At 67.3% G+C, this 15,629-nt stretch carries 11 protein-coding genes; 8 read left to right on the forward strand and 3 right to left on the reverse strand.

The window, feature by feature from the left end; all coding sequences use genetic code 11:
- Positions 1-57 precede the first annotated feature (57 nt).
- Both G6N43_RS13610 and G6N43_RS13615 read right to left on the reverse strand, forming a co-directional pair.
- A complete protein-coding gene (locus G6N43_RS13610; protein ID WP_083155443.1) occupies positions 58-1,806 on the reverse strand; it encodes an ABC transporter ATP-binding protein in 1,749 nt (582 codons plus the stop codon).
- Positions 1,803-4,361, reverse strand: coding sequence for an ABC transporter ATP-binding protein/permease (locus G6N43_RS13615; RefSeq protein WP_083155446.1), 2,559 nt, complete (start codon positions 4,359-4,361; stop codon positions 1,803-1,805). Before G6N43_RS13615 ends, G6N43_RS13610 begins: the two co-directional genes overlap by 4 nt.
- Positions 4,362-4,519: 158 nt before the next feature.
- Between G6N43_RS13615 and G6N43_RS13620 the strand changes: the two genes are divergently transcribed.
- Positions 4,520-5,200, forward strand: a complete 681-nt coding sequence (locus G6N43_RS13620) for a DUF998 domain-containing protein (RefSeq protein WP_165761892.1) — start codon at positions 4,520-4,522, stop codon at positions 5,198-5,200.
- Entirely contained in the window at positions 5,200-5,856 is a 657-nt protein-coding gene (locus tag G6N43_RS13625) for a response regulator (RefSeq protein ID WP_083155453.1), read from the forward strand. Before G6N43_RS13620 ends, G6N43_RS13625 begins: the two co-directional genes overlap by 1 nt.
- 9 nt (positions 5,857-5,865) lie before the next feature.
- Here the strand turns inward: G6N43_RS13625 and G6N43_RS13630 are convergent, their stop codons facing one another.
- Positions 5,866-6,186, reverse strand: coding sequence for a type II toxin-antitoxin system VapB family antitoxin (locus tag G6N43_RS13630; RefSeq protein WP_083155456.1), 321 nt, complete (start codon positions 6,184-6,186; stop codon positions 5,866-5,868).
- Between the two features lie 171 nt (positions 6,187-6,357).
- Here G6N43_RS13630 and hrcA point away from each other — a divergent pair, with 171 nt between their 5' ends.
- Genes hrcA through nbtC form a run of 6 tightly spaced genes read left to right on the forward strand, consistent with a single transcriptional unit; the run spans position 6,358 to position 15,619 of the window.
- Complete coding sequence (hrcA, locus tag G6N43_RS13635; protein ID WP_083155459.1) at positions 6,358-7,389, forward strand: heat-inducible transcriptional repressor HrcA; 1,032 nt, start codon at positions 6,358-6,360, stop codon at positions 7,387-7,389.
- Between the two features lie 39 nt (positions 7,390-7,428).
- On the forward strand, positions 7,429-8,571 hold the full coding sequence (dnaJ, locus tag G6N43_RS13640; RefSeq protein ID WP_083155461.1) for a molecular chaperone DnaJ: 1,143 nt from the start codon (positions 7,429-7,431) through the stop codon (positions 8,569-8,571).
- A 6-nt stretch (positions 8,572-8,577) separates the two neighbouring features.
- Complete coding sequence (locus G6N43_RS13645) at positions 8,578-9,372, forward strand: 16S rRNA (uracil(1498)-N(3))-methyltransferase (protein WP_083155464.1); 795 nt, start codon at positions 8,578-8,580, stop codon at positions 9,370-9,372.
- Between the two features lie 43 nt (positions 9,373-9,415).
- Positions 9,416-10,189, forward strand: a complete 774-nt coding sequence (locus G6N43_RS13650) for a thioesterase II family protein (RefSeq protein WP_083155468.1) — start codon at positions 9,416-9,418, stop codon at positions 10,187-10,189.
- On the forward strand, positions 10,189-11,502 hold the full coding sequence (locus tag G6N43_RS13655) for a beta-ketoacyl [acyl carrier protein] synthase domain-containing protein (protein WP_165761894.1): 1,314 nt from the start codon (positions 10,189-10,191) through the stop codon (positions 11,500-11,502). Before G6N43_RS13650 ends, G6N43_RS13655 begins: the two co-directional genes overlap by 1 nt.
- 55 nt (positions 11,503-11,557) lie before the next feature.
- Positions 11,558-15,619, forward strand: coding sequence for a nocobactin polyketide synthase NbtC (gene nbtC / locus G6N43_RS13660; protein WP_308206491.1), 4,062 nt, complete (start codon positions 11,558-11,560; stop codon positions 15,617-15,619).
- Positions 15,620-15,629 lie beyond the last annotated feature (10 nt).

Below are 15,629 nucleotides of genomic sequence, written 5' to 3' on the forward strand. Positions count from 1 at the left end.
GGTTGTGATTGTGGGACGTCGACGACCCTGAGTGTGCTCTCGCGCGTAGGGGCGCCACTAGGCACGGACTGAGGCGATCCGCCAGCCGGAACTCTTCTCCTGCTTGCGCCAGAACTCGGCGAAATGCCCACCGCGCTGGGTCAGTTCGTCGATCCCACCCTGCTCGACGATCATGCCCTCGGCGATGAACAATACCTGGTCGGCGTTGCGGATCGCGCCCAGGCGATGCGCGACGATGACACGGGTGCGTCCGCGTGGGTCGTCTCGGATCGCATCGGTGACCGACGCCTCGTTCTCGTTGTCCAGTGCGCTGGTCGCCTCGTCGATCAGCAGTACCCCCGCAGGCTTCACGAGTGCGCGGGCGATGCTGACCCGTTGACGCTCACCGCCGGACAGCGCGGCACCCGCCTCGCCGACCCGGGTCGTATCCCCGTCGGGCAGGCGCGAGACGATCTCGTCGACGCGCGCGAGCGCCATGGCATCTCGGACATCTTTGTCGTCGGCGTCCGGGTGGCCGGCGCGGATGTTGTCCTTGAGTGGACCGTCGAACAGATACGGATGCTGGAACACCATGCTCACCAGCTCGCGACGCGTGCGCGCATCGAGTTCGCCGATATCGGTGCCGTCGACCAGGATCTGGCCGCGGTCGGGGGTGTGCAAGCCGGCGATCAACGACAGGATCGTGCTCTTACCCGAACCCGACGGCCCGACGATCGCCGTCGTGGTCCCCGGCTCGAGGACGAAGTTCAGGCCGGACAGTACGTCGGTGTCGGAGCCGTCGTAGCGGAAGCTGACATCGCGGAATTCGATTCGAGGCGAATTGCCGATCCGGGAGCCGGCGCCATCGGCGCTCTGCGCGCTGCGGGGCCCGTCGATGATGCTGCGCAGATTCGCGAGGACGCCGCGCGACGACTCGACCGCGGTGGACAGGTCGGCCAGCACGGTGAAGGGCTCGAGGAACCGCACTGTGACGATGAGCAGTGCCACGGCTTCCGGCGCGCCGATCCCACCGCGCACCGCGAGCGTCGTGATCGTGCCTGCCAGCGCGATGAGCGCGATCTGGCTCGCCACGCTGAACAACAGCTGCCCGGGAATCTGGAACAGCAGCAGCCGCATAGTCGCGCCCTGCGCGGCCGTCACCGTAGCACCGGTCTGGCTGCGCGCAGCGGTCGCCCGTCGGCTCGCGCGCAACGCCTGTTGGGTGCGCGCGAACTCCAGGATCCGCTCGGTCAGCGCGTTGTGCGCCCGCGAGTCGGCCGCGTCGGCCGCGCGCACGATCCGCTGACTGGCCACCAGCGCGCCCAGCAGCAGCGGCAGCGTGATCGCCGCGGCGGCCCCGAGTTGCCAAGAGACGAAGAACAATCCGACCGTGATGGCGGCGGGCAGCAGCACCGCACCGAGGAACGGGGTCAGCAGGTTCGCGACGAACGCGACGACATCGGGCGCGCTCGCGGCGATGGCCTGACGCGCCATTGCGGTGTTGTCGGCGGTGAACCAGCCCAGCGGAATGTCAGTCAGCCGATCGGCCATCCGATGCTGGGTGTCGTTGACCAGTGCGAAACCGATGCGGTAACCGATGCGCGCCAGGGTCATGTCGACAACCCAGCCGACCGCGGTGACCGCGGTGAGCGCACCGAGCCAGGTCAGCGCATCAGCGGGTGTGACATTGAACAGGGCGCCGAGCAGTGGCACCAGCAGCAGCGCGGCCGCGGCCCGCAGGATCACAGAGACGAAAGTCAGTGCCGTGTAGGAGATCAGCACGCTGCGGTGTTCGGCGGGAATCAGGCGGAGAAGATTGCCGATCATCGAGTGGCCTCCCCGGTGAGGACGCTCTGCGCCCGTGTCTCGCCGAGGCGGTTGTCCCACAGCTGTCGGTAGCGGCCGTCGGCGTTAAGCAGTTCGGTGTGCGTGCCGGTTTCGGCGATGCGTCCGTGATCGAGGACGACGATCTGATCGGCCTCGGTGACGGTGTGCAGCCGATGCGCGATCACGAGCACGGTCCGGTTTTGGATGAGACGGCCCAGCGCCTGCTGCACAAGGTATTCCGATTCCGGGTCGGCGAAGGCCGTCGCCTCGTCCATGATCAGTATCGGGGTGTCGGCGAGCAGCGCCCGGGCGATCGTCAGGCGCTGGCGTTCACCGCCCGACAGCTGACTGTTGGCGCCGAGCACGGTGTCGTATCCGTTGGGCAGCCGCATGATCCGGTCGTGGATCTGCGCGTGCGTCGCCGCGGCTTTGACGTCGTCGAGGCTGGCGTCGGGCCGGGCCAGGGCGATGTTGTCGTGAACGGAGCCGTGGACCAGCTGCACGTCCTGGAAGACGAAACCGACTTTGGTGTACAGCTCGTCGGGGGTCAGTGACCGCACGTCGCGACCGTCGATCCGGATTGCGCCGGTGTCGATGTCGTGGAACCGCGCAAGCAGCGACGCCAGCGTCGACTTGCCGGAGCCTGAGGGGCCGACCAGCGCGGTGACGGTTCCCGGCCGCAGGGTGAAACTGACGTCGTGGATGACGGGAACCCCTGGGCGGTAACCGAAGCCGACGTTCTCGAACGTGACCGTGCCCGGCGCTGGAGCAGTCGCGGATGCCTCCGAATCCACGGTGACCAGTTCGTCCTCGTCGAGGGTGACGGCGATCCGGCGGGCGGCCTGCATGCCCTCGCGCAGACCGCCGAAGCCGAACGCGATACCCAACAGGCGAGTGCCGAACGTGGTGCCGAGGATGAGGAACGGCAGCAGCGTCGTCGGCTCCATCGCACCCGAAATGACGAAAAGGGTTCCCGCCGAGGCGATGAGCCACAGGAATGTCGAGGGACGGGTGACCAGATCCATGAACGTCTTCTTGCCGATGAACGGCCGCTGCCAGACGTTGAGGAACTCGATGTAGTCGTCGAGGCTCCGGTGGAACGACGAGGCCGCCGCGCCACCGAACACCCGAATGACCGGCTGACCCTCGAGATACGCCGCGGCTTCGGTGTTCATCCGCTCGGCCCACCGCGACGCCTCGGTGATCTTCGGACCGCTCTGGTACACCATCGTCCACGTCGTGATGATGTAGACCAGAATCGGCAGGAACAGGATCAGCGCCAGCCGCCAGTCGACGACGAAGAGGTACACGAGGACCGCGAGCGGCGCGATGACGGCGGCGACCGCGTCCGACACCGCATGGGTCACGAGGTAGTGCAGCGCCAGGGTGTCGTCCTGGATGAGTTTCTTGACCGCGCCCGACCCGCGTTGCGTGAACCAGCCCAGCGGCACCCGAGCCAGCTTGTCGAGCAGCCGTCGGCGCACCGCTGCGCTGAAGCGCATGTCAACTACATGCAGCCACAACAGAAGTCCGGCGCTCAGTAGTGCGCCGGCCCCCAGCAGCGCAACGAAGACGATCAGCGTTCCCCGTAGCGCCGTTTCGCCCGCACCGGCCAACAGCTGTCTGGCCAGCTCGACCAACACGATGAACGGGGCCAACTGCAGCAACGTGATCAGCAGCTCGAGGACGCCGGTGGCAATCAGTTGCGGTTTCACCGGCGCCAGCAGATCCTTGGCCGCCTGCGAACGCCACCGGCCCTTGGGCGCTTCGGGTGCTTCGGCGACGGTGGTCACCGGTTCGTCGCGCTCGCCGTCGCGGCGGCTGCCCATCTCGCGGCCCTGCGTCCAGTACGCCTGCGCGTGCAGATCGGTCTTCGGGAATCCGAACGTCTCGCGCAGCCGCTTGCGCAGATGCTTGAGCGAGCCGGCCTCGGGCCCCGCCCACGCGTACCAGTCCGACCAGTCGCGATCCTCGATCGCCGCGGCGAGCGCGGGGTCGTCGGTTCTGTCGACCCAGTGCAGACGCCGACGCGGATGGTCCGCGATGGGGATGAGTTCGTCGTCGGGGGTGTGGCGTTCCAGGTACACCTCGACGTCCACATCGGCGGGGATCACCGCGAGGATCGTGTTGATGGCGGGTATCGACGCCGAGTCGCCGATCAACAGGAAGCCGGCCGGCAGCTCGTCGGGGACATGAAAGCCCCTGGATCCCAGCGAGACCACCGGCAGGGTCATGCCCGGTTCGGCGTTGGCGGCCCAATGGCTCGCGGGACCGGACGGTTCGTGCAACACCATGTCGACCGCGAACCGGCCTGCATCGGGTTCGGCCCACACGATCGTGTAGATGCGCTGAAATTCGCTGTCGCTGCCGTCGGGATCGGGAAACCAGAACCGCAGAAACGCCGTCGGCTCAACGATGACGTCCTCGAACAGGGTCGGGGACGACATGGTGACCCGCACGAAATGCGGTGCGATCCTCGCGACTTCGAGGACGGTGGCCTCGTGGTCGCGCCCACCGAAGCCCCGCAGCAGGGCGCCCTGCAAACCTCTACCCATATCCTGAATCCTCTGGTCGGACGGATTTCAGTTAGCCTAACCTAACCTCGGACCGATTCGGTGCGTCCCGTCCGGTCGACCGCATCGGCCCCGGGCGCAGCGAAAACGCCTGCCTTGGTGCCCGACCGAGACCGTCCGACTGCTCTACGGTTGTGGCCGTGACCAGTCGCCGGCGTGCGCTCACCGCCGCCGCCGTGCTGTGGATCTGTGCAGCCGTCACCTTCATCGGTTTCGAGGCCATCGCGGCGGCCGCCGTTCCGTCCTATAGCTATGTCGCGCAATACATCAGCGTTCTGGGTGTTCCCGAATGGTCACCGCGCGCATCGCTGATGAACTGGGCGTTCTATCTGCAGGCCGTCCTGTTCCTCACAGGGACGATCGCGGCCGTCCAGGCTGTCGGAGGTCAGTGGCGGGGCGCAGTCTTTTTGCTGCTGACCACCATCAATGCGGTCGGCAACGTGCTCGTCGGCTTCGTGCACGGTTTCTCGCCGCTGTGGAACGACGGCTACGACTGGCTGCACCGGCTCGGCGCATTTCTGGCGATCTGCGGAGGCAACGGCGCCGTCATCGTCGGGTCGGCGGTGCTGGGTCAAGCGGTGTCGATGCGCTGGTACCGGCCCATCGGGGTGCTGATCGGCGCGGCGGGCCTCGTGGCTGCCGGACTGCTGCAGACCTACAACACCTGGGCGCGCGACTTCATGCATATCGGCCTCGTCGAGCGCGGCAGTGTGTACACGATCATGATCTGGCAGATTCTCACTGGCGTCGTTCTGTTGGTCCGCCTGTTGGTCCGACCCCGACGTGACGCTGCACCGGGGTACGCGGAAGGAGTTGGTTGATGGCGGAGACGACGCGGGTGGTGCTTGCCGACGACGACGTGCTGCTTCGGGCGGGCCTGGCGAGCCTGCTCGAAGGCGCGGGATTCGACGTCGTCGGCGAGGCGGGTGACGGCGAGCAGCTGCTGAGCCTCGTCCGCGCCATGCGGCCCGAGCTCGTGGTGACCGACATCCGTATGCCGCCGACCAATACCAGCGAGGGCCTCGACGCCGCCCGGCTGATCCGGCAGGACCTGCCGGACACCGCGATCATGGTGCTATCGGCACATGTCGTCGTCGAGGACGCGATGGATCTGTTGGCGGCGGGGGACCGGGTGGGTTACCTGCTCAAGAGCCGCATCACCGATGTCACCGATTTCATCGATTCACTCGAGCGGGTCGCGCGCGGGGCGTCGGTCGTCGATCCGGCCCTGGTGCGCGAGCTCGTATCGGCCCGCAAGCGCGACGATCCGCTGAGCGTGTTGAGCGAGCGGGAGGCCGAGGTGCTGGCGCTGATGGCCGAGGGTCGGTCGAATGCCGGTATCGCGCATCGTATTTGGGTCACGGAGGGCACCGTCGAGAAGCACATCCGCAGCATCATGAACAAGCTGAACCTGCCCGAGACGGGCGAGGATCACCGCCGGGTGCTGGCGGTGCTGGCCTTCCTGGAATCGCGCTAGGCGTCGGGTCTACATCGAAACCTGTTCGGACAGCGGCGCATCCATGTCGAACACCCGCGCGTGCAGCACGACCCGGTTACGCAACGCCGAACGCACCGCGCGGTGCAGGCCGTCCTCCAGATAGACGTCGCCGCGCCACTTCACCGCATGGGGAAAGAGGTCGCCGTAGAACGTCGAGTCCTCCGACAGCAGCCGGTCGAGCGCCAGCACCGTCGTGGTCATCACCAACTCATCCAGCCGGATCTGGCGGGGCGGAATCTGCGCCCACTGCCGATGCGACAGCCCGTGCTCCGGATACGGCCTTCCGTCCAGGACACCTTTGAAAATCATCGGGCGCCCCACCCCCGCGTCGTCCCCCGAGGAAAACGCATCACCCTGGGAAGGCTAGCGCAAACACGCCGGTCGGCACGCGGGCAGCCGCTCGCGCAGTATCACCGCTGATGATGGCCGTAAAATGGAGACCAGCTAGCAGTGGCACCGATATGAGAGGCAGGTGAACGCGTGGGTAGCGCCGAAGAACGCCGATTCGAGGTGCTGCGCGCGATCGTCGCCGACTTCGTGGCCACCAAGGAACCGATCGGCTCGAAAACCCTCGTCGAGCGGCACAACCTCGGCGTCTCCAGCGCGACCGTCCGCAACGATATGGCGGTCCTGGAGGCCGAGGGGTACATCGCACAGCCGCACACCAGCTCGGGCCGGGTGCCCACCGAGAAGGGTTATCGCGAGTTCGTCGACCGGCTGGAAGACGTCAAACCGCTGTCGGTGGCCGAACGGCGCGCGATCCAGGGATTCCTGGAATCCGGTGTCGACCTGGACGACGTGCTGCGTCGCGCGGTCCGGTTGCTTGCGCAGCTGACCCGTCAGGTCGCGATCGTCCAGTACCCGACGCTGTCGACGTCATCCGTCCGGCACCTCGAGGTCGTCGCACTGACGCCGGCCAAGCTGCTGCTCGTCGTGATCACCGATACCGGCCGCGTCGACCAACGCATCGTCGAACTCGGCGACGCGCTGGACGAGCAGGAAATCGCCAAGCTGCGTGACCTGCTGGGCCAGGCGCTGGAGGGCAAGCCGCTGGCGGCAGCGTCGATCGCGGTCTCCGACCTCGCCTCCGGGCTCAACGACAACACACGACTCGCCGACGCGGTCGGCCGGTCGGCCACGGTCCTGGTGGAGACGCTGGTCGAGCACAGCGAGGAACGGCTGATGCTGGGCGGTACGGCCAACCTCACCCGCAACACCGCCGACTTCGGCGGGTCGCTGCGCTCGGTGCTCGAAGCACTCGAAGAGCAGGTAGTGGTCCTGAAACTGCTGGCGGCTCAGCAGGAGGCCGGCAAGATCACCGTCCGGATCGGCCACGAGACCGAGGCCGAGCAGATGGCCGGAACGTCCGTGATTACCACTGCATACGGAAGTTCGGGCAAGGTATATGGCGGCATGGGTGTGCTGGGCCCGACGAGAATGGACTATCCGGGAACTATCGCCAATGTCGCCGCGGTTGCTCTCTATATCGGGGAAGTCTTAGGCAACCGCTAGCACGTACTAACCAGGACGGAAAGGTCAGGCAGGGTCAGCGTGGCACGCGACTATTACGGGCTGCTCGGGGTGAGCAGGGGTGCGAGCGAGGCGGAGATCAAACGCGCCTACCGCAAGCTTGCGCGGGAACTGCATCCCGACGTCAACCCGGACGAGGACGCGCAGGCGCGCTTCAAAGAGATCAGCGCCGCCTACGAAGTGCTCAGCGACCCGGAGAAGCGTCGCATCGTCGACCTCGGCGGTGATCCGCTGGAGTCCGGCGGCGCCGCGGGCAACGGCTTCGCCGGCTTCGGCGGTCTCGGCGACGTGTTCGAGGCGTTCTTCGGCGGCGGTGCCACGTCGCGCGGGCCGATCGGCCGCGTGCGGCCCGGTTCGGATTCGCTGCTGCGGATGCGACTGGACCTGGAGGAGTGTGCGACGGGGGTGACCAAGCAGGTCACGGTCGACACCGCGGTGCTGTGCGACCTGTGTCAGGGCAAAGGCACCCACGGCAATTCACGCCCGGCCACGTGCGACACCTGCCACGGCCGCGGTGAGGTGCAGACCGTGCAGCGCTCGCTGCTCGGACAGGTGATGACGTCGCGACCCTGCCCGGTGTGCGGCGGCGTCGGCGAGGTCATCCCGGATCCGTGCCACCGCTGCGGCGGCGACGGTCGCGTGCGCGCGCGTCGGGAGATCAGCGTCAAGATCCCCGCGGGCGTCGGCGACGGTATGCGTGTGCGTCTCGCCGCGCAGGGCGAGGTCGGTCCGGGCGGTGGGCCGGCGGGCGACCTGTACGTAGAGGTTCACGAGAAGGCGCACGACGTCTTCGTCCGCGACGGCGACGATCTGCACTGCACCATCTCCGTGCCGATGGTCGACGCGGCGCTCGGCGCCACCGTCACGATCGACGCGATCCTCGACGGCCCGACCGATATCACCATCGGCGCCGGAACCCAGCCTGGTGAGGTCATCACGCTGCGCGGGCATGGGATGCCGCATCTGCGGTCCGGCGTGCGGGGAGACCTGCACGCCCACATCGACGTCTTGGTGCCGACGCGGCTGGACCACGAGGACATCGAGTTGCTGCGCAAGCTCAAGGAGAAGCGCCACCGCGACACCGCCGAGGTGCGCAGCGCACAGTCGAACTCTTCCGGCGGTGGCATTTTCAGCCGGCTTCGCGAAACGTTCAGCGGTCGCTGAGTCCCCGTGACAGGGGACCCTCCTCGCTTCGCGGGTGCGCTTTTCTACGTCGATGCGCTGCCCGCAGTGGGTGAGCTCGCCGTCGTGGAGGGTGACGAGGGCTTTCACGCGGCGAACGTCCGCCGGATCCGGGCGGGTGAAAAGCTCGATCTGAGCGATGGTCTGGGTGCGATCGCCCGCTGCGTCGTCGAGGACGTCGGCAAGGGCACGCTGACCGCCCGGGTGTTGGACCTGCGGGCCGTCCCGGAACCCACACCGCGCATCACCGTTGTGCAGGCCGTGCCCAAGTCAGACCGCTCCGAACTGGCCATCGAGTTGGCCACCGAGGCGGGCGCCGACGCGTTCGTCGCCTGGCAGGCATCGCGCTGCGTCGCGCGCTGGGACGCGCAGGCCCGCGTCGACAAGGGGTTGCGGCGCTGGCGGGCCGTCGCCCGGTCGGCCGCGAGGCAGTCGCGGCGAGCGCACATCCCGACCGTCAGCGGTGTGGTCTCGACTACTGAGTTGGTGGAGCGAGTGCGTGACATCGCGGAGACGCCGGTGCTGGTCCTGCATGAATCCGCGACACGGCCGATCACCGAAGTGCCTGTGGCAGAGGTGGCTTCGCTGCTGCTCGTCGTCGGCCCGGAAGGCGGCATCGCCAACGACGAGATTGCGGCACTGACCGGGGCAGGGGCAACGGCGGTGCGGCTCGGGCCGACGGTGCTGCGCACCTCGACCGCGGCGGCCGTCGCGTTGGGCGCCCTCGGCGTGCTCACCAATCGGTGGGCCGATCCGGGGTCGGCGTCCACGAAGCCCGGCTAGGGAGGCCCCTCAGGCAAGCGAGGTTAGGCTAAATTAACCTACCGTGCCGAACCATGCTGTAGAGCAAAACGCCCAGGTCGGCCCGTTATGGATAAGGAAATTTCACAACCGGGGCTCGTCGGAGCGACCGCCATTGTTGATCTTTCCGCATGCGGGTGCCGGCGCCTCTTGGTACAGGCAGTTCTCGAAGGAGCTGAGCGAGGACTTCGACGTCATCCTCTTCCAGTACCCGGGCCGCCAGGATCGCGCGGCCGAACCGCCGCTGACGTCGCTGCAGGACATCGCCGCGGGTGCGTTCGCCGAATTCGTCGCCTCGGAGTTCAACCGCGGGGACGCGATCACGACGCTCGGCCACAGCATGGGCGCGCTGGTGTCGTTCGAGTTCGCGAGAATCGCCGAGGCCGCCGGGGTCAAGGTGCGACAGGTCACGGTCCTGGCGGCCGTGGCGCCGCACCGTGCCGCGGACAAGCCGCCGGCGCCCAAGGATGACCAGGGACTGCTCGATCACCTGCGGTGGCTCGGGGGGACGAACGCGGACGTGATCGCCGACCCCGAACTCGTCACGATGACGTTCCCCGTCGTCAAGGCCGATCACTGTGCGGCCGAGACGTATTCATGCGACCGAAGCGCTCGCATCGCGGCCCGGATCCAGGTGATCGGCGGCGACCAGGACCCGATCGTGTCGATGGCGGACCTGCACGGGTGGCGCGAGCACAGCGACGACGTGGACGTGACGGTTTTCGACGGCGGCCACTTCTTCCTGCTCGACCATGTCGCCGACATCGGAGAGCTGTTGTGCGAGAGCAGAATTCATTGATAGAAGCGTCGATTGACGACCCGATCGTCATCTCGGGGTTCGCGGTGGAGGCGCCCGGTGGTGTGCGCACTCCGTCGGAGTACTGGGCCGCGCTGAGCGAGGCGCGGGAGCTCATCGGCCCGATTCCGCGCGACCGCGGCTGGCCGGTCGATGACATGTTGTCGTTGTCGCGGCTGGATGGGTGGGCCGATGCGTGTGACGCCGGCGGTTTCCTCGACGACCCCGGTGCGTTCGATCCGGTCTTCTTCAACATCAGCCAGCGCGAGGCGACGGTGACCAGTCCGCAGATCCGCCTTGCGATGCGGGTGGCGTGGAAAGCGTTGGAGAACACGGGGATCAACGCCGCGGAGGTCGACGGGGAGGAGGCCGGGTGCTTTGTCGGGGCCTACCCGACGGAGTACGGACCCGTCGGCGGTCAGGCCGACGAGTACTCCGGGTACCGGACGGTCGGCCGCATCACCGAGGGCATCGCCGGGCGGGTCTCGCACAGCCTTGGCTTCGCCGGTCCGTGCGCGACGGTGAACACCGGATGTGCCTCGTCGTTGACCGCACTGCATCTGGCCGCGTCCGCGGTACGTAGCGGCGAATGCGATTGGGCCCTGGCGGGCGGGGTCTGTGTCATGGGGTCCCCGGCGATCATCTACGACTTTGCTCGGCAGAACGAACTGGCCGTCGACGGCCATTGCCGCGTCTACGCCGACGATTCGAGTGGCACGCTGTGGGGTGAGGGCGCCGGATTCGTTGTCGTCGAACCCGAGTCGCGCGCGCGACGGCTGGGCCATCGCGTCTTCGGCCGCATTTTGGCCAGCCACTACAACCACAACGGCAAGGGCAAGCCGATCCTGACGCCGCGGTTCGAGGCGCAGCAGAAACTGATCCGCCGGGTCATCGACCGCGCCGGTGTCGACGCCGCCGACGTGGGCATGATCGAGGGCCACGGCACCGCGACCAGGGCAGGCGACAAGGCCGAGCTCACCGCGCTCTTCAACACCTACGGCGCGGCCGGTTCCACCGCTTTCGTCGGCTCGGCGAAGTCGAACCTCGGCCACTCACAGGCCGCAGGCGGCATGCTCGGGCTGATCAAGGTGCTTCTGGCCGGATGGCACGGCCACGTCCCGGCGTCGCTGTTCACCGAGAACCCCACCACGGCGGTGGACTGGGAGTCATCGGGTCTGCGGCTGGCCACCAAGTTGCATCCGTGGGAACCGAAGGACGGCCAGCGGTACGGCGCCGTCTCGTCGTACGGGGCGGACGGGGTCAATGCGCACACCATCATCGGCATGCCGGTCCGAGAGGAGCACGACGATTTCTGAGTACCGGCTGCCCGACGGAACCGTTCCGGTGCTGCTGTCGGCGGACACCCCGAGCCTGCTGCGCGCCGAGGCCGGTGCGCTGTCGGCCTATGTGCGTGAGCACCCGGCGGTGTCGCCGAAACGTGTGGCGGACATGTTGTTCCGGACGCGCGCCGCGAGGCGTTATCGCGCGCTGGCCATGGTGACCGACAGTGGGAGGCTGCAGGACGCCTTGCGTGCGGTGGTCGACGGGCGTGAGCACCCCGCAGTCGTCCGCGGCGACAAGCCCGCGGCGGCGCATCGGCGCGCCTTCGTCCTGCCGGGCCAGGGAGGACAGCGGCCGGGCATGGGAGCCATGTTCTACCAATCGGTTCCGGCCTTCCGTTTGGAGGTTGACCGCTGCCACGAGCTGTTCGGTGAGTTGTTCGGCGAATCGCCGTTGCCCTATCTGTTGGGCACCGCTGACGTCGACGACGGCACCACGGTCGTGCAGTCGGCGTTGTTCATGCAGATGGTCGGCCTGGGTGCGATGTGGCGCGCGGTCGGCGTCGACGTCGACGCCGTTGTCGGACACAGCCAGGGCGAGATCGCCGGTGCCTACCTGTCTTCCAAGATGACCCTTGAGGACGCCGTGCTGATCGTCGGCACGCGGGCACGTGCGGTCGAGAGCATCTCCTCCGATGACTATGCGATGGCGGTGGTCGCCGCCGACCGCGACGAATGCGAAGGTGTGCTGGCCCGCCAGTCCGGCTGGGCTCAGGTGTCGGTGATCAATTCGCCACGCCTGGTGGGTATTTCCGGGGACCGCACCACCGTCGAGGCGACGGTGGCCGCGTTGGATGCGAGCGGCCGCTTCACTCGGCTGATCCCCGTCCGCTATCCGGCGCACACCAGCATGCTGAACCAGTTCCGCGACGAGATCGAAGCCGCAGTGCGCGGCCGGGTACACAATGAACGCTTCCTCGACAGCGACATCGATTGCATCGGAGCGACTCTCGGCGAGTGCATCACACCCGACTTCGGCGTCGCCGAGTACTGGTTCTGGAATCTGCGCAATACCGTCCGGTTCGACCGTGCCGTCGCCGCTGCCGTATCGGATCAGGTCGACACGTTCGTCGAACTGGCCGAGCACCCGACGCTGCAGTTCGCCCTGCAGGAAAACCTCGACGTCCTGGCGGCGGAGTCTGCGCTCGTGGTCGGTACCTCCGCCCGGCAGGCCGAGGACCTGACGGAGTTCACGCGCAACCTCGCCGTGCTGGCAGTCAACGACATCGACTACCGCTGGGATGCGCTCCGCGCGGAATCCTGTGGTGCCGTGTCGCTTCCGCTGCTGAACTTCCCGAACACCCACATGAACGAATCATCGCTGTGGTTGCCGTACGACAGTGCACCGTCGCGGCGGGCTCCAGTCCCCGCCGCATCACCGTCGTCCGCGCCACCGCAGGTCCTCGTCGAGGAATGGACCGCACTGACCAGGCGCTCGATGGTGCCGCCCCGGAGCCTCGGTGTGATCGACTACGCGGGTGGCGAGCTCGCCGTCGCGTTGTGCGCCCACGCCGAAAGTGAGGAGCTGTCCGCACGACTCGTCACCGGGGACGCGGCCGACATCGAGGCGTTGGTGGTCCTACTTCCCGCATTCGACGACATGACCCAGGCCGCGGCCGCCCGAGAGGTGACGCGTTTCTTCGTCGACCGGAGGTGGTGGGTCACGCCCGATGCGAAGCTCAAGGAGTACTGGTTGGTGACCGTCGGGGGTGAGATCGTGGTGTCCGCCGACGGGGCGCCGCACCCGGTGTCCGCTGCTGTCAGTGCCGGATTCCGTTGCCTCGGTGGGGAATATCCCGATATCGCGTTCCGCCACCTCGACTTGTCACCCGACAATCGGGGCGTGGAATCGGCCGCGGTGATCCTCTCTGCGCTGCATACCGCCGACGAACCGGAGCTGGCGTTGCGCGATGCCGGCGTGTACGCGAAGCGGCTGGTCGCCATCGAGACGAAGCCTGCCGCGTTGCCGTTGGCGGGCAAGCATGTGCTGATCACCGGTGGGACAGGCAATGTCGGACTCGAGTTCTGCGAATACGCGGCGCGGGACGGTGCGCGCCGGATCACGCTGGTCAACAGGTCGGGGGAGACGGCGGCCACCACCGTTCGGCTGTGCTCGCTGACCGCAACCGACATCCGGGTGGTGGCATGCGATATCGCAAATGCGGCCGATGTGGAGCGATTGGCCGAGGATATCCGGGACGTGCCGGTCGACCTCGTTGTCCATGCCGCCATCGACGGAACCGCTGCCGCTGTCGTCGAGTTGAAGGACCTCACCGACGCGAAGCTTGACACCGCGCTGCGCGGCAAGGTTGTCGGTATCGCGCATGTTCTGGATTCGGTCAGGCTCGCTGACGACTGCCGGGTGGTGATGTGCTCGTCGACGGCGTCGGTGCTCGGTGGCCGGGGCAAGATCGCGTACGCGGCGGCCAACCGGATGCTCGACGCCTACGCCCGACAGCTTCGCGTTGAGGGCCGCGACTGTGTGTCGGTGCAGTGGGGCCAGTGGGCTGTGTATCAGGGCCAGGACAGCTCCGACATCGCGAATCTGGCCGATGTCGGCTACCTCCCGATGCGCTCATCGGACGCTATCGCCCTGGGGCTCAGCGCCCTACCGGTGACCGCGGTGGTCGCCGCATTCGACTGGGATCGCGCCCGTGACGTGTTCGCAACGCTGGGCTACGGTCCGACCCTGTCGCAGCTGGGTAAAACGCCGGACCCCGTCGCCGTGGAACCCACTCCCGAGGTGACCGACCTGCCACAGCGCCTCCTGCAACTGCTCGCCGATGTGATCGGCGCGGACGATATACAGGCCCTTGACAGCACGCTACCGCTGGTGGCCTTGGGACTAGACTCGTTGAACGCCCTGAACCTGCGACGGCGAATCAAGACCGAATTCCGTTGTGAAGTAGCGGTTTCCGATCTGTTGAGCGGTTCCACACTCGATGACGTCGTGCAGATGGTGAAGACCGGGTCTGACGAACCCGCGGAACCGGAAGCTGCCCGTCTCCCATCACGCGTTGACGTCGCCGACTTCGACACCAGTCGAATCGCCTCCGCGCGAAGCGATCTTGACCTGTTCGGACTGCAGGCCATCTGGCGTGTGCTCGAACCCGCGCTGAGCGACGGCACGACGGGGGACGAAATCGCCGACCGACTCGACTTCGCCGACCGACACCGGTGGGTGTTGCGACAGTGGTTGCACGAACTCACCACTCGCGGCTACCTGCACGACGACGGTGGATACCGCCGGGCCCGCGCACTTCCATCGCCGACCCGTCCGTCGCTCATCGAGGTCTGCGCGGATCTCGGATATCTCTCACCGTTCGGGCAGTTTCTCGCCGACGCGAACGCGAACCTGGGCGACCTGATCACCGACCGGCTCAGCGTGCAGGAGCTGTTGTTCCCGAACGGGTCGACGACCACCGCCGACGCGTTCTACCGCGACAACGTCATCAGCCGGTATCTGAACAAAGGCGCCCGCGAGGCCGTCGCCGACGCCGTCCGTCGCATCGCGCCCGACCGATCGCCCGTCCGCATCCTGGAGCTCGGCGCCGGCGTCGGTGGCATGACCAACGACATCGTCGCGGGATTGGCCGGCCTGCCGGTCGACTACCACTTCACCGATGTGTCCACGTTCTTTCTCAATGCGGCCCGCAAACGATTCGCGGACAAGCCGTGGATGCGGTTCGGCATCCTCGACCTGAACACGGACCTGCGCAGCCAGCCGCCGTGCGACATCGTCGTCGCCTCCAATGTCGTCCACAACGCACTCGACGTCGGAAGAACGCTGAAGGAGCTGCATGACCTCGTGCGCCCCGGCGGCGCCGTGGTCTTCATCGAGGTGTGCCAGGCGCACTGCTCGTTCATGACCTCGGTGTATTTCCTGATGTCGCCACCTCCCGGCCGGCCACAGGTCGGCCTGACCGACGTCCGCGCAGGCACCGACCGGATCTTCCTTTCCAAGGACGAGTGGCACGAGCAGCTGACGGCGAGCGGTTTCACCCCGGTGCAGACGCTGCCGACCGCCGACGACCCGCTGGCGATGCTCGACCAGCAGGTCTTCGTCGCGGTGCGTGGCGAGCGGGCTGGGTAGTTAACTGTTG

The organism is Mycolicibacterium moriokaense (genome assembly GCF_010726085.1).
Classification (GTDB): domain Bacteria; phylum Actinomycetota; class Actinomycetes; order Mycobacteriales; family Mycobacteriaceae; genus Mycobacterium; species Mycobacterium moriokaense.